The organism is Chryseobacterium ginsenosidimutans (assembly GCF_039536845.1).
Taxonomy (GTDB): Bacteria; Bacteroidota; Bacteroidia; order Flavobacteriales; family Weeksellaceae; genus Chryseobacterium; species Chryseobacterium ginsenosidimutans_B.
In genome coordinates this window covers 78,118-96,965 of record NZ_BAAAZJ010000003.1, presented here as the reverse complement: position 1 = coordinate 96,965, position 18,848 = coordinate 78,118, and the positions used below count along the sequence as shown (strand labels likewise).

The 18,848-nt window shown below is 34.1% G+C and carries 15 protein-coding genes; 1 reads left to right on the top strand and 14 read right to left on the bottom strand.

Annotated features, from left to right (window positions below; all coding sequences use genetic code 11):
- Positions 1-40 precede the first annotated feature (40 nt).
- The 11 genes from ABD745_RS00570 to ABD745_RS00520 all read right to left on the bottom strand — a co-directional run bounded on the left by ABD745_RS00570 (position 41) and on the right by ABD745_RS00520 (position 14,743).
- A complete protein-coding gene (locus ABD745_RS00570) occupies positions 41-3,055 on the bottom strand; it encodes a reprolysin-like metallopeptidase (RefSeq protein WP_344823598.1) in 3,015 nt (1,004 codons plus the stop codon).
- 170 nt (positions 3,056-3,225) lie between these two features.
- Positions 3,226-6,216 carry a reprolysin-like metallopeptidase gene (locus ABD745_RS00565; protein ID WP_344823595.1) on the bottom strand — a complete coding sequence of 997 codons (2,991 nt, stop codon included), beginning with the start codon at positions 6,214-6,216 and terminating at the stop codon, positions 3,226-3,228.
- A gap of 178 nt (positions 6,217-6,394) precedes the next feature.
- Positions 6,395-7,054 (bottom strand): DUF6048 family protein, encoded by a 660-nt coding sequence (locus tag ABD745_RS00560; protein WP_344823592.1) that lies wholly within the window; start codon positions 7,052-7,054, stop codon positions 6,395-6,397.
- Positions 7,020-7,502, bottom strand: a complete 483-nt coding sequence (locus ABD745_RS00555; RefSeq protein WP_344823589.1) for a DUF6452 family protein — start codon at positions 7,500-7,502, stop codon at positions 7,020-7,022. The genes ABD745_RS00560 and ABD745_RS00555 overlap by 35 nt, the downstream gene beginning before the upstream one ends.
- Positions 7,503-7,535: 33 nt before the next feature.
- Positions 7,536-8,945 (bottom strand): 23S rRNA (uracil(1939)-C(5))-methyltransferase RlmD, encoded by a 1,410-nt coding sequence (gene rlmD, locus ABD745_RS00550; RefSeq protein WP_344823586.1) that lies wholly within the window; start codon positions 8,943-8,945, stop codon positions 7,536-7,538.
- A gap of 110 nt (positions 8,946-9,055) precedes the next feature.
- On the bottom strand, positions 9,056-10,627 hold the full coding sequence (locus ABD745_RS00545; protein ID WP_344823583.1) for a TlpA family protein disulfide reductase: 1,572 nt from the start codon (positions 10,625-10,627) through the stop codon (positions 9,056-9,058).
- Positions 10,628-10,723: 96 nt separating this feature from the next.
- A complete protein-coding gene (locus tag ABD745_RS00540) occupies positions 10,724-12,814 on the bottom strand; it encodes a peptidase domain-containing ABC transporter (RefSeq protein ID WP_344823580.1) in 2,091 nt (696 codons plus the stop codon).
- Positions 12,801-13,325: a TlpA family protein disulfide reductase gene (locus tag ABD745_RS00535; RefSeq protein WP_344823577.1), complete on the bottom strand. Its 525-nt coding sequence runs from the start codon at positions 13,323-13,325 to the stop codon at positions 12,801-12,803. Before ABD745_RS00535 ends, ABD745_RS00540 begins: the two co-directional genes overlap by 14 nt.
- A gap of 158 nt (positions 13,326-13,483) precedes the next feature.
- Positions 13,484-13,987 carry a hypothetical protein gene (locus tag ABD745_RS00530; protein ID WP_344823574.1) on the bottom strand — a complete coding sequence of 168 codons (504 nt, stop codon included), beginning with the start codon at positions 13,985-13,987 and terminating at the stop codon, positions 13,484-13,486.
- Positions 13,988-14,390: 403 nt separating this feature from the next.
- On the bottom strand, positions 14,391-14,549 hold the full coding sequence (locus tag ABD745_RS00525; protein ID WP_344823570.1) for a hypothetical protein: 159 nt from the start codon (positions 14,547-14,549) through the stop codon (positions 14,391-14,393).
- 8 nt (positions 14,550-14,557) lie between these two features.
- Positions 14,558-14,743 (bottom strand): hypothetical protein, encoded by a 186-nt coding sequence (locus tag ABD745_RS00520; protein WP_344823567.1) that lies wholly within the window; start codon positions 14,741-14,743, stop codon positions 14,558-14,560.
- Between the two features lie 174 nt (positions 14,744-14,917).
- Here ABD745_RS00520 and ABD745_RS00515 point away from each other — a divergent pair, with 174 nt between their 5' ends.
- Positions 14,918-15,160, top strand: a complete 243-nt coding sequence (locus tag ABD745_RS00515; RefSeq protein WP_344823564.1) for a helix-turn-helix domain-containing protein — start codon at positions 14,918-14,920, stop codon at positions 15,158-15,160.
- A gap of 66 nt (positions 15,161-15,226) precedes the next feature.
- Here ABD745_RS00515 and ABD745_RS00510 read toward each other — a convergent pair whose 3' ends face one another.
- From ABD745_RS00510 to ABD745_RS00500, 3 genes are read right to left on the bottom strand one after another with little or no spacing between them, the layout of a single operon-like run.
- Positions 15,227-15,994: a succinate dehydrogenase/fumarate reductase iron-sulfur subunit gene (locus ABD745_RS00510; RefSeq protein WP_344823561.1), complete on the bottom strand. Its 768-nt coding sequence runs from the start codon at positions 15,992-15,994 to the stop codon at positions 15,227-15,229.
- Between the two features lie 24 nt (positions 15,995-16,018).
- Positions 16,019-18,031: a fumarate reductase/succinate dehydrogenase flavoprotein subunit gene (locus ABD745_RS00505; protein ID WP_344823558.1), complete on the bottom strand. Its 2,013-nt coding sequence runs from the start codon at positions 18,029-18,031 to the stop codon at positions 16,019-16,021.
- A gap of 15 nt (positions 18,032-18,046) precedes the next feature.
- A complete protein-coding gene (locus ABD745_RS00500) occupies positions 18,047-18,709 on the bottom strand; it encodes a succinate dehydrogenase cytochrome b subunit (protein ID WP_344823555.1) in 663 nt (220 codons plus the stop codon).
- Between the last annotated feature and the right edge of the window lie 139 nt (positions 18,710-18,848).

The window sequence follows — 18,848 nt, the reverse complement described above, 5'->3', positions numbered from 1 at the left end:
TGAGGATTTCTTAATATTAAAAATATTTTTAATTATTTCTTTATTTCTTGATAAATTTAGAAGTGAATGGTTCTCTTCCTTTATCTTCAATTGTAATCACATATCCGCCTTTAATTAGCTCAGAAACATTAATCTGTCCGTTAGAAATATTTCCTTGTTTTACCAACTGACCAACTGCACTATAAATTTTGTAAGTCGATTTATCAGAAACTTTAGTAATGTTTAAGATATCTGATACTGGGTTTGGATAAACTTGAATATCATTTTTAGGACCTGCTACATCACTTGTTGCTAATGGTGTTGATGTAATTAAAACATTGTAATCTTCTACTTCCCCGTATCCATAAGTACCACAACCTGCAAATGTTGAACCTAAAGAAAGACCAGCATTAGCAGCACCAGCATAATAAAGAACAACTCTCATTCTTAACGGCTGATTGGCTACAGCTGTAGCCGGAACAGTAAAGTTTCCAGAGATAGGACCGGTTGGAAGCGCTACAGGATAATTATATACTCTTTCTGTAGATTCAAAAGTTCCATTGTTATTATAATCAATGAATACCAATGCCGTATCATAATCAGCATCCGTAATAGTCATTGAGAATGCATATGATGTATTTAAAACTAAGTTTGGCTGAAGAGCTGTACTTATTGTATAATCTGTATAGGTAGAAGGACCGCTAGAATTATTCAATACAACTGCGTTTGTAACATTGTTAGTAATTTTCACATTAGAAATATATTCAAATTGTGGAGAATTAGTAGCTGAAAGCGTACAGTAAGTAACCGCTGCCGTAGTAAAAGTAACACTAGCCGAAAATGGTCCTTGTGTACCACAAACTGAAGCTACCTGTACCTGATAAGCCGAATTAGCTATAAGGCCAGATAAATTCACATTGGTAGTTGTAGACGTTGTTTGCTGCCATGAAGCGTCAGTTGTTTTTTTATACTGAATTAAATATGATGTTGCTCCAGTAACAGGCGCCCAGTTTACAGTTGCCGCTCCCGAAGTTATAGCCGTAACATTTACCCCTGTTACTGCAGCTCCACAAGCAGCTTGTGTAGTTACCATCATTTTTTTAATTGCATAGAATACATTTCCTATTGAAGATATTCTCACTGCAACAAACTGTCCGTTCAATGATGCAGGAACGCTAATAGTCTCTGAACCGTCATTAGCCGTACTTGCTAGTAGAGTCGTCCAGTTTACCCCATTATCTACAGAATAATCTATCTTAACATTTGGAGAATTATACACTCCTGTTGCAGTATTTGCAACATCCCAAGTTAAAGTATTACTAACATTAGAATATAAATATGCAGAAGTATTTGATACTCTAAATGGACCGTCGTTTCCTACAATAATCTGTTGTGTCTTAGAACTTGTTTGCTGCTGATTGCCGAATGTATTATTATCTCTTGCAGTAATAGCAAAATTTGTAGTTCTAGCAACTTGAGAAACAGCCTCCCAAGTATTATTGCTATTATCTAAATATCCATTAATTACAGATTCTAATTTAGGGAAATAACGAGTTGGACTTGTACCTGGATTTACAGATCTAAATGTAGCACCACTTGTAGTTGTACCTAGATTAGTTTTATTGATAACAACACTTGTATTGTCTACTTCTTCCCATGTATATGTCATAGGATCATTTTCAGGATCTGTAACAGCAGCAGTTAATACAAAAGCAGTTCCTTTAGGTATATTATATGTTGGCAGATCAGCAATTACCGGAGGATTATTAGTAGTGGAAGTTTCTACATCACACGTTTTAGCAATTAAATTAGTTTGAACCTGATCAATACTTCCTTTAAAGAAATAAGGATCTGAATGAGGCTGAACATCTGTAGTTGCCCCTGTAATACCTGCGTATCCCATAATTGTTGAACCCGATCCCGGCTCCATTTGTACAGGACTTCCTTGCATTGTATGTGCAAATGTATGATTTGCTCCTAACTGATGTCCCATTTCATGAGCAACATAATCAATATCGAAATTATCTCCTGATGGAGGATTTGCTGCCGTAGGGTTTACACTACCTGTAGCCGGAGAAGTAATACCAGATCCTTTACCATAACCCACAACAGAGTCATAACCAGTACCTATAGGACTCATACAAACACAACCAATACATCCCGCGTTACCCCCACCTCCGGAAGCTCCGAACAAGTGACCTATATCATAATTAGCTTGTCCCACATTGGTAGCCAAAACATCACGAAGAGAAGTATTCCATGTTGATGGTGGCTGAGCTGCATTTGTAACCGCATCATAAGGATCTGTTGCTGGATCAGCGTAAATAAGTCCAGGATAACTTAATAAATTTAAATGGACTCCAAAATCCTTTTCAAAAACACCGTTTACCCTAGTTATTGTTGCATTAACCTGAGCTAAAGCACCCGCAACACCTCCAAAAAACTGAGTATATTCACCCGTAGTAGACATTACCAATCTTAATGTTCTGTATTTTTTATCAGAATTTTTAGAGAAGTTTGTCGGCTGATTAGTAAAAGACTGGCCTGCTTTTAGCATCTGATCGATCTGTTGTTTAGCTGTCGGACCTTCTTCTGTAGAACATACAAATCCGTTTTCATTCTTATTGCTTTTAGGATGAACCCAATAAACAGTTTTATCACCTTTTGTAGGTTCAATAAATTCATATTGCCCCTTATTAATTACCATAGACTGGAAATCATTTGGTGCAAGAGAAAACCTTAGATATTTTGAAGGATCATCAATTCCCACACCTACGTAAGATCCTAGCTGATATTGATCTGCAAGATCCTTAGACATTACTGGAAAACTATATACAGCAAATTTTTCAATTTTCCCTCTTAAAGTAGGCAGAGAAATTTCGATTGGTTTTGCGTTAGGACCCATTTCCTGAGCACCTCTCAGCTGACCTCTAATTTGATTGATATCTAGCTTGTAATAATTTTGCTCGAGAGAAATCTCATTTTGAGAACTTCTCTTTTGTATTGATGGAGACCACTGTGCAAAGGCAGTACCTCCAACTACACTACACATTAAAAGAGTAATAAGTTTCTTCATACTTCAAATAAATTTACGCGCCAAATATAAGTATTTTAAGCTATGAATATCATATTTCATCAATAATTAATTAAAAAAGGTATTTTCTCTATCATAATTCTATAAAAAACAAATAATCCTCAGGTTTTCCTGAGGATTATTTTATCATTTAAAATTCGATTAAATAATTGTTACTTTTTGATGAATTTAGAAGTGAATGCTTCTCTTCCTTTATCTTCAATTGTAATTATATAACCTCCTTTAATTAATTCAGAAACATTAATTTTTCCGTTGTTAATATTTCCTTGTTTTACCAATTGACCAGGAGCGCTGTAAATCTTGTAAGCAGCTTTATCCGAAACTTTAGTAATATTTAAAATATCTGAAGTAGGATTTGGATATAGCTGAATATCATTTTTAGGTCCAGCTACATCATTTGTTGCTAGTGGGTTCCCAGAAATAACAACGTTATAATCTTCTATTTCACCATAATCAAAGTTGTCCCCACATACATAATCTGCAGGTAATGATGCTCCTGCACTACTAGAACCAACATAGAATGCTACAACTCTCATTCTTAAAGGCTGTCCTTCTACCGCATTAGTTGGAATTGTAACCGTTCCACTAACTACAGTTCCTGGTGGTGTTAATGTTACAGGATAATTTAATACTTTTTCTGAATCACTGAAAACACCATCTTTATTAAAGTCAATGAAAGCTGCTACTACGTCATAATCGGCAACATCAGGATTACCAACAGTAACAGAAATAGGATAAGCAGTCCCTTTTACTAAGTTAACTTGAAGTGCTGTATTTGTAGTATAATTAGTATATGTACTACTTGCTGAAGAGTTGTTCAAGTTTCCAACTGTTACATTTGCAATATATTCATAGCTTGAATCAGTCGTACTTGCAGCACAATACGTAACTGCCGGTGTACTAAAGTTTACTGAAGCAGAATATGTTCCTACAGTAGTACCACAAACTAAAGCAACCTGTACTTCATAAGTTGTACCGTCTAGTAAGTTACTTATGTTAATTGAAGGAACAGTTGTATCAAATTCTGTCCATACAGTTGTACCTGTTTTTCTGTAACGTACTTTATACGTAGCACCCGTATAAGACATCCATGATACACTCGCTGTAGATACAGTGATATTACTTACTACCACATTTGTTGGTGCAGCACTACTACAAGCAGCAAGAGGTCCTATTGTCACAGGTCCAACTGCATAAAATACATTTCCTATAGAAGAAATTCTCACTTTAATAGTTTGTCCGTTCAAAGAGGTAGGAAAAGTAAAGTTTTCAGTTCCGTCATTTGGAGTTGAAGCTGACAATACCGTCCAAGTTGTTCCGTTATTCGTAGTATAATCAATCTTTACATTAGCTACATTATAAGGAGCAGCATTAGTATTTGCTACAATCCACTGAATTGGGGTTGGCGTATTCACATCAGCATATTGATTCGCTAATCTGAAAGGACCATTATCTCCAACAATAATCGTTTGAACTTTAAAGTCTGATTGCTGTTGAGCAACATTTGGATTATTATCTCTTACAGTTACTGCAAAGTTCGTAGTTCTTGCTTTAGTTGATACCGCTTCCCATGTATTGTTTGAGTTATTTAACACTCCATTCATTACAGAAGTAAAGTTAGGGAAATATCTTGTTGGGTTTGTACTTGGAGCAGCAGATCTGAATGAAGCACCTGATGTAGTATTCCCTAAGTTATATTTATCAATAGAAATTGATGCATCATCTACTTCTTCCCAAGAATAAGTTATTGGATCATTTTCAGGATCTGTAGCCGAAGCCGTTAAAACAAAAGCAGTTCCTTTAGGAATATTATAAGTAGGCAAAGCTGCAATTACAGGTGGATTATTGGTGATTGTAGTTTCTACATCACAAGTTTTAGCGATTAGGTTGGCTTGAACTTGACCGATACTTGCTTTATGGAAATAAGCATCAGAATGTGCCTGAACATCCGTATCAGGTCCTGTAATACCCGCATAAGCCATAATAGTAGTACCAGAACCTGGCTCCATATTTACTCCGCTTCCCTCTATGTTGTGCGAAAAAGTATGGTTTCCTCCTAATTGATGCCCCATTTCGTGAGCAACATAGTCGATATCAAAGTTATCTCCCTGAGGAATTGCATCTGCAGGAGAAGTAAATCCTGAACCTTTTCCTAAAGGCACAGCTGTTGTAGGACTAACGCATACACATCCGATACATCCTGCATTTCCTCCACCTCCTGATCTACCGAACAAGTGACCTATATCATAATTAGGATTACCAACATTCGTTGTAAGTGTTTGCTGGAGCTGCAAATTCCAATCTGGGCTTCCTCCACTTGAAGCCGGTGAATAAGGATCTGTAGATGCATTCGTATAAATTATACTCGGAAAGTTCTGCACATTCAAATGTAATGCAAAATCTTTTTCGAAAACTCCGTTTACTCTGGTCATAGTAGCATTAATCGCAGTTAAAGCACCTGCAACTGTCCCACCAAAATAAGCTGTATATTCTCCCGTTACAGACATTGCCAATCTCATGGTTCTGTATTTCTTATCAGAACTTTTAGCAAAATTTGTTGGCTGATTAGAGAATGACTGCCCTTTTATCAATAAATCATCTATTTGCTTTTTAACAGCAGGAGATTCATCTGTTGAACAATAGAAGGCACTTCCATTCTTTTTTGTTTTGGAATGAACAGCATATACTGTTTTATCCGTAGAAGTTGGTTCAATGAATTCATATTTACCTCCATCAATGATCATCGATTGAAAATCATTAGAAGCAAGACTGAATCTTAAATATTTATTAGGGTTATCAACACTTGCTCCAACATAAGACCCTAGCCCATACTGATCTGCCAGTTCTTTTACAACAACTGGAAAACTGTATACATTAAATCTCTCAATCTTCCCATCTATAGTAGGAAGAGAAACTACAACGGGAGTAGCATTTGCTCCCATTTCCTGTGCATTCTTCAACTGAGATCTTAGTAAGTCCAGGTCTAGTTTATAGTACCCATTAGCTCTTACATTTGATCGATTTACGTTAAATTCTGTACCTCTTTTCTTGTCGTCTGCTTTTTTAAAGGAAGTTGGTGTCCATTGACCGAACACAGCTCCCCCTACCAAAGTAAACATTAAAGTAGTAAGTAATCTTTTCATAAATTAATTTAATTATAATTTCCTCCAAATGTAGCCATTTTAGACATTATATCATTAAAAATTATTGTATTTTTTTATAATAACCCTGTTAAAATAAAGTTTATCATTAAAAAAATAAAAACTCTAGCACAAACTAGAGTTTTATTATATGTATATTTTTTAAACTAATAATGTCTATTTAAAACTTATATGCAAGATTCCATGCAAAGCCCATATTGAATTTAGAGGAACTTTTTCCGAATCCCGGTACGATCATAGGTTGAATATCATCTTGCTTTGTAGTGAAAACCATATATCTGGGCTGAAGATTTACGTCAATATAAAAATTAGATTCAAATAATTGAACCCTGCCTCCAATTGTTCCTTCCAGCCAATATGAAGATTGTGAAGCTGAAGGAAAAGATACAGAAGAGCTGCTTCCTCCATAACCACGAACCGGAACAGCCATGTATTCCTGCTTATAAAATGATCCACCTACTTTTCCACCTGCGTAGAAACCATTAAACTCATTTTCAGGATCTTTTGCCAACATATAAAATGCTCCTAATTTTAGAAAAGGACCATTCGCTTTTGCATCATAACTGTTTTTCTGATAAACATTAGACTCAAAACCAGCTTCGATAATACCATGAATATTATCTTTTACTTTTGAGGAAATAAATCCCTGAAGAAGCTGTCTGTCTGAAAAAAAAGAAACACCGCCGTTAAGAACGTCAAAACCAACCATAAAATTCGGTTCATATTTCCATTTTTCCTTTTTGGTTTCCTTATTTTCCTGAGCCAAACTCAAAAAACCAATTAAACTAAAAAAGAAGGTAAAGATTAGTCTTGTCTTCATTCTCTATAAAATTTTGTCCGGGTTCTATACTTTTCACCGGAGTAGTTGTTGTAGGATCTAATATCGAATTTAGGTTCTCATAAGTCTTTTTGACTCCACATCCGGGTGAAACATAAATAGATTTTGTTGTATAATTTATTCTGACTTTAGATTCTGCTCCTTTGTTTGTTATTCTAAAATAAATATCTGTATATGGAGAATCATCCACTCTTAAAGGAATTATTCTTGAAGTAATCTTTGCCTGCCCTCCTAGCTGAACTTTTCCGGAACCGTAATCTACTGCCACATACAAAGAATCCACAGTCTTTTCTTTTCCTGTATCAGCATTTAAGAAAGAGACTTTCATTCTGGGAGTTCCTTCACCACTTTCGCAAATATCATCGTCTCCACCACATGAAAGCAGCAAACCTAGAAAGCATACAGCTATAAATAATTTAAAATATTTCATATTAAGATTTGATCGTATTCAAATTTAAATAAATTATTTCTTAATTAACAACGCAATATTTTCAACATGATGCGTTTGCGGGAACATATCTACGGGAAGAATTTTCACTACTGTATAATGTTCTTTCATCAAAGCCAGATCTCTTGCCTGAGTTGCAGAATTACAGCTTACATAGACTACTTTTTCAGGAGCAAGTTTTAAAATCTGTTCCACAACTTTCTGGTGCATTCCGTCTCTTGGAGGATCTGTAATCAAAACATCAGCTTTTGGGTGGTTTTCCATAAATTCGTCATTAAAGACATTTTTCATGTCACCACAATAGAAAGTTGTATTCGTAAGACCGTTCAATTCCGCGTGTTCAATAGCTGCATCGATGGCCTCCTGAACAGATTCAATACCGATTACATGTTTTGCATTTCTAGCAACATATTGAGCGATCGTTCCTGTTCCTGTATATAAATCGTAAACCACTTCATCGCCTTTTAAATCAGCAAATTCAAGGGTTTTTCTATACAATTCTAAAGCCTGTTTATAGTTGGTTTGAAAGAAAGATTTCGGACCGATTTTAAACTTCAGCCCATCCATTTCTTCCATCAAAAACCCTTCTCCAAAGTAAGTATTAACATTTAAATCGTAGATAGAATCATTTTGTTTTGGATTAATTGCATATACTAAAGTCTTGATCTGCGGGAATTTATTCAGTAAGAATTCAAAAAGCTTTTCTCTGTTTTCTTTTTCTTCTCTGTAAAGCTGAAAAAGAACCATCCATTCTCCTTTTGAGTTTTGTCTCATCATTAAAGTCCTCAAAAAACCTTCCTGATTTCTTACATCAAAAAAGTCTAATCCGTTATCAACCGCATAATTTTTAACGGCCAAACGAATTGCATTTGAAGGATCTTCCTGAAGAAAACACTCTTTAAGATCCAAAATTTTGCTCCACATTCCCGGAATATGGAAACCTAGCGCGTCTTTGCTCCCGAAATTCTCTTCCGAGCTGATTTCATATTGTGTAAGCCAACGAGCATTGGAAAAAGAAAACTCCATTTTATTTCTGTAGAAGTATTGTTCTGCAGAGCCTAAAATCGGTAAAGTTTCGAAGTTTTCAATACCGCCGATTCTTTTAATATTATTGTAAACTTCTTCCTGTTTGAAATCCAATTGCTTTTCATAGCTCATATTCTGCCATTTGCAACCACCGCAAACTCCAAAATGAATACATTTAGGCTCCACTCTGTAAGGCGATTTTTGCAAAATTTCTGCTGCTTCACCTTCATAATATTTTGATTTTGACTTCTTGACCTTTACATTTACAATATCTCCGGGAATCGCTCCGGAAACCATTACTGTCTTTCCTTCCTCGGTTCTCCCTATTGCAATACCTTTTGAGCCTGCATTTAAGAGTTTGATATTTTCAAGAACTATATTATTTTTCTTCTTTCTCATTAAAGCTAATTTCTATTTTTTCTAATTGGAAACCTTACGTTTCAGTTTGCAAAAATACAATAAAAAAAACCTTATCCGAAGACAAGGTTTTAATCTATAATTATTTTAAATTATTTTGTCGGAGCAGGAGCAGGCTGTGGATTTGCCTGTTGCTGAGCAGCTTGCTGCTGAGCCGCCTGTTGTTGAGCTACTACGGCAGGATCCATTCCCATCCCTTGTTGCAATTGAACGTTAGGATTTACTTTTGGAGCAGAAAGACCTGTTTGTTTGTCTAAAACAACTACCAATTCTGGATCTCCTAAGTTGAAGAATGGCTTACTAGCAATTTTACCGTCTTTATCTACAACGATGAAGCAAGGTAATTTGAATCCGTAAACACCGTATTTTTTAGCAATATCAGAATTTAATCCGCCTTCACCATATACCTGAGTTCCTGCGATTCCTTTTAATAAAGAGTTGCTTGTTTTTACAAACTGATCTTTTGTATCATCAACGTTTACAAAAACAAAGTTCATTTTAGATTTGTAGAAATTTACAACTTCTTTCAATACAGGGATCGTAGATTCTCCGATGTAAGGATTCCAAGAAGCGTAGAATGATAAAAGATAAGGTTTTCCTTTATTTTCAGAAAGGTTGTAAGCTTTCCCGTCTTGTTTTACCAATGTTCCTTCAGGAGCTAATTCTCCAATTTTGAATCCGTTGATAGCAAACTGGATTTTTTTCAAATCTTCTTTAATTCCAGCATCTTTAATATCTGTATCAATAATCTTTTTGATTTTTTCAACAGTTTTATCAGGGGAACCCGGGTGAATATCTGACTGAGCCATTACAAAAGCCAATAAATAATCTTTAGCTGTTTGTGAAAGATCTTTTTGATTTTTCTTTAAATATTCAGTGAATAATTCTGAAGTAGTAAGATCTGTTTTTCCGGCACCGTTTGCCTGAGCATACTTTTGGAAATCAGGGCTCATCTTACCTAGAAGGTATTGTCTGTAGTAAGGATTTTCCTTTACCATAACATCTTTATTCTCCTGAAGTTTATTTTCAAAATCTGTGAAAGCTTTAGTCACTTTGAAAGATGGATTACCCATTTGCTTGTGGCTTAGCTCATACTGATTAAGAATTGTAAGCAATGTACTTGAAACATCATTTTTCTTCCAGTTAACAATTTCGTTATCAGGATTGAATTTTTTAACGTTTTCCTCGATATTCTTATTAATATCAGCCTGAACTTTTTCAATTCCTTTTAAGAACGTTTTTTCATCTTTCATAATTAGCTCGTTCATATTAACAGTCTGAGCATATGTAGAAAGATATTTTTGAGTTGCTGTAAAGAAATCGTTGTTGTTCTTCGCATCTCCAGTGATCACATATTCTGATGGGAAAGTCATTCCATTACCTGAAATCTCAAGTTTCTGACCTCCTTTCAAATAAATTAAATTTTGTTTTCCAGCATAAGACATCACATACATCCCGCTTTTAGGAGCATCAAAACTTCCTGTGAAAGTTCCGTCCTTATTAATACCAATATTAATTAAAGGTAAAGTGGCAACTCCTGAAGCCTCAATAAATTCGATTCTCTCTAATGGAGAACCTCCGGTGATTTTTCCTTTTACTTCTACTTTTTTAGAGCAAGACATCGCAAAAACCGCGATGATAAACAATAAAAGATATTTTTTCATTTTGAATTTTATAATTACGCAAAAATAGTTTTTTTAGGTACAGAAAAAAATTAATTAAACAGTTTTATTATCTTTTTAACAAAAACTGAGCTTAAACTATTGTTTTATCAGCTTTTTATTTTTTAAATGAAAAATATGATTAGAAATTATTTCCAAACTTTCCAAATTATGACTAATAATTAATATAATTTTATCTTTTTTAATTTGTTCAATCAAACTATAAATGAAATTTCTATTTTCTCTATCTAATGAAGATGTAGGCTCATCAAGAATTAAAAATTGCGGATTATGATATAGCGCTCTCATCCATCCCAATAATTGTTTCTGCCCTCCTGACAAATTAATTCCCTCTTCGCCCACAATAGTCATTACATTTTGCGGAAGAGAATTGATAAATGGCTCAAAACCTAAATTTATAACATTTTTCAGTCTATGCTTGTCTAGATTTTCCTCCAAAATAATATTATCTAAAAAAGTTGCATTAAATAACTGTATGTTTTGTGGAACAATAGAAATTTTGCATCTCCAATTGGCAGTAGAAATATCCTTCAAAAAAATCTGATTATTAATGATAACTTTTCCACTTTCTTGCTCGTAATTTTTTTGTAAAATCTCCGCAAATGTTGTTTTGCCGCTTCCACTTTCACCTAAAAGACAGGTAATTTCGCCTTTTTTCAATGTTAATGTAATATTGTCTAATAATTTGCTTCTTCCCTTAAATCTAAAGTCTAATTGTTGAACTTCTACTTTTTCTATATCCTGAATTTCTAATCCTTCTAATTTCTCTTTTGGTATTGATGAATATTCGAACATCCTGTCGAAAGCCACTTTTGCTTCCTGAATAGGAATGCTTACTAATGCCAGATTGGTAATTGAACTCAGCAAAGAACTAGAAATCCCAATAATAGCCATTAACTCACCAATTTTCATTTCATTATTGAGAACATTATAAGATGAAAAACTCAGAATAGTAATAAGAAAAATAACTAATGCTAAACCAGCAGAAAGTCCGATTTTTAAATTAAGTTTTCCAAGATCAAATATTTTGGTTTGAAAACCTCCAAAGATTAAGAAATTTCTCTTAAGAAATAAATCTTGTTTTCCAAAACCTTTTATAACATCTATACCTCTTATACAGTCAATATAATTTGCTTCATTGATGCTGTAAGATTGCATTACATTTTTTTGAGATACTAAAATTTGCCTATTGAATCTAAAAATGAGGTAAAAGATTATTGGAGAAAAGAGCAAACATACCAAAGCTAATTTCCAAGAATAATAGAATAGAAAACCTATAGAAATCAGTACTCCCAAAATATCTACGGTAGTATTTGTTATCAAATGCTTTATTACACTTTGTATTCTTTGGGTATCGTTTAGTCTTGCGACAAAATCTCCAATTTTTCTGGTATCGAAAAATATTTTCGGCAAAAATAACAATGAAGAGAAAAAGCTTTTATTAATTCTTTGGTTAAACTCTTTATTTTGTTTTATGATATAGAAATCTCGCAGAACTTGTATGATAACTCTTGCAAACAAAAGGAAACTTAAAAACCCAATGCTTAATAAAAGAATATTCAGTTTCTTTTTTGGTAAAATATCATCTATTAATTTCTGAGAAAAAATAGACATAGACATCCCCAGTAATGTAAATATAACACCTAAAATTATAATCGTGTAGATTGCTTCTTGGTCTTCTTTAACTAAATTTAAAAGCCATTGCTTTTTCTCGGAAACAATTTTGTCTTTTTTTTCGAAATTTTCGTTGGGATAGAGTGTGAGACAGGTTTTAGAAACCCACATATCTTGTAATTTCTCTTCGCTCCAATATTCTAAATCTTTGCCAGGGTCCCCAATAAGAAATTGATTATTTTTAGCAGAATCTCTATGATAACAGACCACATAATGTTCGTATTTATTTTCTAAAGTTATATGTAAAATTACAGGCTGATTGTGCTCTACCAATGCATCAATATCTGCTTCACAACCTTCCGCATCAAAGCCAATTTCTTTGGCACATTGGTAAAGCCCTAAAAGCGTAGTCCCTGTTTTGCTTGTTCCGCTTTTTTCTCTTAAAGATTCTATAGAAATATCTCCCCCATAATACCTTACCAAAGACTGAAGACATCCTACGCCACAATCTGTTTGGTCTTTTTGAAGGGAAAAGGTTTTTCTAATGTTTTTCATAGGTATTTTCTAATAGCTTTGTAAGTTTAATGGCTCCTGAATTCCTATTTATAAGATGATTCTTTTCATCATATACTAAAAAATAGGGAACACTTTTCATTTGAAATCTCCTGTAAAAATTTGCCTTATCATCATAGCACCAATGAATATTTTTATAATTATGTAGTTTATACTTTTCCGCAAACGTTTTTATCTGCTTCAAAGGTTCACTGGCAATCCAAATCCATTCTGTGTTTTTATAATTCTTATACATTACACTTAGCTCCTCCGCTTCTGCCTTACAAAAATGGCAATCTGGGCTGAAATAAATAATGACTTTATGATTTTCGCTATTTAGATTTTGAGATGTAAAAGAACTTCCATCAATAGTTTGTAGTGTAAATGAAGGAATATTTTCTAACTGTTTTATTTTTTCTTTTTTCTCTTGAAAATTAAAAAATAGATAAACAATTATTCCTATCACCAAAACAGGAATAAGAATTGCAAATATTTTTAAATATTTATTTTCCATTTTTACGATAATTGAGATAGTATATTAATGAGAGTAAAAAAAAACATATAGATGTTAAAAGCCTCCAAATATTAAAGTTATCGCTTGATAGGTTAAGAATTAAATAGAAAAAAGAAATTGTAAAAAAAAAATAAGCAAGATTTCTTTTGTATTTCATTCTAGTATTGTGCATTAAGGATTAAAAAACATACTGTCGCTGTCCAGAATAATAAACCTATACCGTAAGTTACAGCAACCAAACCAAATGACTTTAAATAGTTTATTTTCTCTTCCAAAAATTCTCTTACACCCCAAGCAAGAAGAACCCAATAAAATAGTTCGAAAAGATTGACTAACTGTAAAGGATATGCTAACCATTTTTCTGTAGAAATATTTTCCTTAAAATTTAATAATGATAATGGATAATATGTCTGTACGTCTTCCAAGGTATACTCTGTATTAATCCAATAGAAGTAAATAAACTTATAAAAACCGCCGATTACAAAAACAGATTCTGCAAGGAGCGCAAGAAAAAGAAAATCTCTAAATTTGACCTGATCAACTTTAGGAAGATCAAATAATTTTAAAAAATTAAGACAGAAAGCTACTAATAACACTTTAATACCCACAAAAAAAGGTGTTATTACATATGCCAACCACCACCATTTTTTCTGGCTATCCATATAGTTTTGTACTATATCACTAGGATAATCTTTTGAAAGAAAATCAAAAATTTTAGAGTTGGTTGTAACGAAGTGTTTATCTAAATATGTTAATAATGAATAACATAAAAAAATAACTATAAAGATTGTAAAATTTTTCATCATTAATGTAAAAGAGAGGTAAAAACCTCTCCACTATATTATTAATCAAGTATAAATAGTTCTATTTATTTTTTTCCATTTTTTCTCTTAGACTCTATTATTATAAAAAATAAGAATAAAACACTTGTAAAAAATGATAAATATTTCTTTGTTCCATCATTAAAAATTTTAAAGCAAATATCAGCTAATAAAATTATAGTCAGTAATGCAATACAGATAATATAATAAATAGTTCTTTTATTACCTTTCATAATTTAATGTCTTACGAATTCCAACATTTAACAGCATATGCGCCAGAAGCAACTCCTACGATCCATGCAGGTCCAGTTATTGCGAACAATCCAAGTCCAGCTGCAAAGCACAATGCTCCATTCACTCCTCCTGAAATTTTTTCCATTTTATTTAATTGTAACTGTTTCATGTGATAAATTATTTAAAACATCCATTTGTATTTCCAGCATAACCTCCAGCAACAGCCGCCGCAGCTCCTACTAATGGTCCTCCGATAGCAAAACCAATTCCTATTCCCAAACCTGTCAGTATACCATCAATTAAGCACGTTCTGTTATTACCTCCTTGCAAATTTTCCATTTGCGAAACATTTAATTTTTTCATAACATTTATAATATTTTTTGTTTATGGCTTTCACTCTGAAAACCTTTGACAAATTTGTATAGAAATTTACAAACAACCTATTCTATTTTAGAATATTCGTTTATAAACAGAAAAAGATTTTTGGGGGATTGAAATTAATTTTTATTTTTGCAATACACAAATGATGATAAAAAAATGACAGATAAAGATCTCGGTTTTAAGCTTAGAAAACTCCGTGAAGAAAATGGAGTTTCTCAACAAACATTGGCGATAGATTTAGATATTTCCCAAAGCAAAATTTCTAAAATAGAAAATGGAACAGAAAAACTAACCGTACCTTACTTTCTTAAAGTTTTAACTTACTTCTCTTTATCAGCTGATGAAATCGTACAATTCTTAGAAAATACAAAAAATAATAAGCCCTTACCTCATATTTAATCATGGGATAAATAAAAAAGCTTCAAAATATTTTTTGAAGCTTTTTAAGTTTATTAAGTGATTACATTATCCTCTGTCAGCAAGAGCCGCCATATATTCTCTATTCATTCTAGCAATGTTTTCAAGAGAAATTCCTTTAGGACATTCCACTTCACAAGCACCAGTGTTTGAACAGTTTCCGAATCCTTCTTCGTCCATAGCTTTTACCATGTTCAGAACTCTTCTTTTCGCTTCTACTCTACCTTGTGGTAAAAGGGCGTACTGAGAAACTTTAGCTCCAACGAATAGCATTGCAGATCCGTTTTTACAAGTAGCCACACAAGCTCCACAACCGATACAGGCTGCAGCATCCATTGCTTTGTCTGCATCTTCTTTAGGAACCAGAATTGCATTGGCATCCAAAGTATTACCTGAAGTGTTCACCGAAATGAAACCACCTGCAGCCATTACTCTGTCGAATGCGCTTCTGTCTACCATTAAGTCTTTAATAACCGGGAAAGCAGCACTTCTCCAAGGTTCAATAACGATGGTTTCACCGTCTTTGAACATTCTCATGTGAAGCTGGCAAGTCGTAATACCTGTATCCGGACCGTGCGCTCTACCGTTGATGTAAAGAGAACACATTCCGCAGATACCCTCACGACAGTCGTGGTCGAAAGCTACCGGCTCTTTTCCTTCGTTAATAATATTTTCGTTCAGGATGTCTAACATTTCTAAGAATGAAGAATCTGTAGAAACATCCGATATTTTATAGGTCTCAAACTGACCTTTAGTTTTACTATTCTTTTGTCTCCAAATTTTCAGCGTAAGATGTAAGCCTTTTTTTGCACTCATAATGTTATATTTATAGGTTGGAGATTATTTATAACTTCTAGTTTTAACCTCGATGTTGTCATATATCAAGTCTTCTTTGTGCAACACCTCATTTTTGATGTCTTCACCTTGATATTCCCAAGCTCCGACGTATTTGAAGTTTACGTCATCTCTTTCTGCTTCACCATCCGGTGTAGAGTGGTCTTCACGGAAATGTCCACCACAAGATTCATTTCTATGCAGTGCATCGATAGCCATTAATTGTCCAAGTTCAATAAAGTCTGCTACTCTGAATGCTTTTTCAAGCTCAGTGTTCATACCTTCTGCATCTCCGGGAACTTTTACGTTTTTCCAGAAATCTTTTTTCACTTCGTCAATTTCTTTGATTGCTTCTCTTAAACCTTCAGGAGTTCTTCCCATTCCTACTTTATTCCACATAATGTGTCCTAATTGTTTGTGGAAATGATCTACTGAATGCGTTCCTTTATTATTTAAGAAGAAATCAATTTTATCTTTAATCCCCTTTTCAGCCTGATCAAAATCTGCTGAATTTGTAGGAATCGCTCCCGTTCTGATATCTGCAGAAAGATAATCTGCGATAGTATAAGGAAGTACGAAATATCCGTCTGCCAAACCTTGCATCAAAGCAGAAGCTCCCAATCTGTTTGCTCCGTGATCCGAGAAGTTAGCTTCACCAATTACGAAACATCCCGGGATTGTAGACTGAAGATTATAATCAACCCAAACACCACCCATTGTGTAGTGAACTGCAGGATAAATCTTCATCGGAGTTTTGTAAGGATCATCAGCAGTAATTTTTTCGTACATAACGAATAAGTTACCATATTTCTCCTCTACCCAACTCTTACCTAAGTCATACAATTGCTGATCTGTAGGATTATGAATATGTTTTTCAATAGCGGCTTCTTTACCTTTTTTCATGATCTCTGTAGAGAAATCCAGGTAAACACCTTCTTGTGTATCATTATTTTCAATTCCGAAACCAGCATCACATCTTTCTTTAGCAGCTCTCGACGCAACGTCTCTAGGTACTAGGTTTCCGAATGCAGGATATCTTCTTTCCAAATAATAATCTCTATCTTCTTCTTTGATATTTTCAGGTCTTAATTTACCTTCTCTGATCGCTACTGAATCTTCAATTTTCTTAGGAACCCAGATTCTTCCTGAGTTTCTTAATGATTCAGACATTAAAGTAAGTTTAGACTGCTGTGTTCCGTGAACAGGAATACAAGTCGGGTGAATCTGTACATAACAAGGATTTGCGAAATACGCTCCTTTTTTATGAATCTTCCAAGCTGCAGAAACGTTTGATCCCATTGCGTTTGTAGAAAGGAAATATACGTTTCCGTATCCTCCCGATGCAATTACAACTGCGTGTGCTGAATGTCTTTCTACTTCACCTGTTACAAGGTTTCTTGCAATGATACCTCTTGCTTTTCCGTCAACAATCACAAGATCAAGCATCTCATGACGGTTGTACATTTTAATTCTACCTTTACCGATCTGACGGCTCATTGCAGAATAGGCACCTAATAATAACTGTTGCCCAGTCTGTCCTTTTGCATAGAAAGTTCTCTTTACCTGAACCCCGCCAAATGAACGGTTATCTAATTGACCGCCGTAATCTCTTCCGAAAGGAACTCCCTGAGAAACGCACTGATCGATAATATTTGCAGAAACTTCAGCTAATCTGTAAACGTTTGCCTCTCTTGCTCTGTAGTCACCACCTTTGATCGTGTCATAGAATAATCTGTAAGTAGAGTCACCGTCTCCCTGATAATTTTTAGCAGCGTTGATACCTCCCTGAGCTGCGATAGAGTGTGCTCTTCTTGGAGAATCCTGATAGCAGAATGCTTTTACATTATATCCTTGCTCAGCTAAAGTAGCTGCAGCAGAACCACCTGCCAAACCTGTACCAACAACAATAATATCAATCTTATCTCTGTTGTTTGGTGCAACAAGGTTCATATGATCTTTATGATTTTTCCATTTATCCTTTAAAGGACCTGCCGGAATTTTAGAATCTAATTTACTCATACTATTATATTGATATTATTGAGTTACAAAGTGAAAAATTGCAATTAAAACAAAACCTGCAGGAATAAGAATAGAATACCATTTTCCCAAAGCTTTAATTACCGGAGTATATTTTGGATGTCTTGCTCCAATAGATTGGAAAGACGACTGAAAACCGTGAGCCAAATGTAATCCTAATAAAACAAAAGCAATTACATATAAAGCCACTCTCCAGATATCCGCAAACTTCTCGTGAAGTTCCGGCCAGAAACGTTCTGCATCAGGAGAAATACCTTCTACATACTTGTAATCAATTTCATGCCACCAGAAATCATAAAAGTGAAGTGCCAAGAAAGCTAAAACAACAGCTCCGGAAATAATCATATTTCTAGACATCCATGATGAGTTCACAGAAGGATTGTTTGCAGCGTACTTTACAGGACGCGCATTTCTATTCTTAATTTCCAATACAAATCCCATAATGAAATGGAAAAAAACTGCAAAACCAAGAATAGGCTGCATTAAGAACTGCACAAAAGGATTATAGCCCATAAAATCTGATGCCGTATTGAACGCATCACGATTCAGGACTGATAACAAATTGGTCGTCAAATGCAGTATAAGAAAGATCAGCAAAAATAAAGCTGATAATGCCATAGCATATTTTCTACCTATCGTAGAACTCGTTAAACCTGCCATATAAGTTTAAATTTGAATTTCCACAAAATTAAGAAATGTTAACTATATCAAAAAGTGAGAAATCTCACAATTAGACAGTTTGTAATCTTTCTAAATAAGAGCACAAAAGGTTATAAATAAAGGAAATCTGAAAAAATTT

Bases quoted from the DNA above. Each gene is read 5' to 3' on its own strand.
- ABD745_RS00570 (WP_344823598.1), bottom strand. From the start codon at position 3,055: ATGAAGAAACTTATTACTCTTTTAATGTGTAGTGTAGTTGGAGGTACT.
- ABD745_RS00565 (WP_344823595.1), bottom strand. From the start codon at position 6,216: ATGAAAAGATTACTTACTACTTTAATGTTTACTTTGGTAGGGGGAGCT.
- ABD745_RS00560 (WP_344823592.1), bottom strand. From the start codon at position 7,054: ATGAAGACAAGACTAATCTTTACCTTCTTTTTTAGTTTAATTGGTTTT.
- ABD745_RS00555 (WP_344823589.1), bottom strand. From the start codon at position 7,502: ATGAAATATTTTAAATTATTTATAGCTGTATGCTTTCTAGGTTTGCTG.
- rlmD (WP_344823586.1), bottom strand. From the start codon at position 8,945: ATGAGAAAGAAGAAAAATAATATAGTTCTTGAAAATATCAAACTCTTA.
- ABD745_RS00545 (WP_344823583.1), bottom strand. From the start codon at position 10,627: ATGAAAAAATATCTTTTATTGTTTATCATCGCGGTTTTTGCGATGTCT.
- ABD745_RS00540 (WP_344823580.1), bottom strand. From the start codon at position 12,814: ATGAAAAACATTAGAAAAACCTTTTCCCTTCAAAAAGACCAAACAGAT.
- ABD745_RS00535 (WP_344823577.1), bottom strand. From the start codon at position 13,325: ATGGAAAATAAATATTTAAAAATATTTGCAATTCTTATTCCTGTTTTG.
- ABD745_RS00530 (WP_344823574.1), bottom strand. From the start codon at position 13,987: ATGGATAGCCAGAAAAAATGGTGGTGGTTGGCATATGTAATAACACCT.
- ABD745_RS00525 (WP_344823570.1), bottom strand. From the start codon at position 14,549: ATGAAACAGTTACAATTAAATAAAATGGAAAAAATTTCAGGAGGAGTG.
- ABD745_RS00520 (WP_344823567.1), bottom strand. From the start codon at position 14,743: ATGAAAAAATTAAATGTTTCGCAAATGGAAAATTTGCAAGGAGGTAAT.
- ABD745_RS00515 (WP_344823564.1), top strand. From the start codon at position 14,918: ATGACAGATAAAGATCTCGGTTTTAAGCTTAGAAAACTCCGTGAAGAA.
- ABD745_RS00510 (WP_344823561.1), bottom strand. From the start codon at position 15,994: ATGAGTGCAAAAAAAGGCTTACATCTTACGCTGAAAATTTGGAGACAA.
- ABD745_RS00505 (WP_344823558.1), bottom strand. From the start codon at position 18,031: ATGAGTAAATTAGATTCTAAAATTCCGGCAGGTCCTTTAAAGGATAAA.
- ABD745_RS00500 (WP_344823555.1), bottom strand. From the start codon at position 18,709: ATGGCAGGTTTAACGAGTTCTACGATAGGTAGAAAATATGCTATGGCA.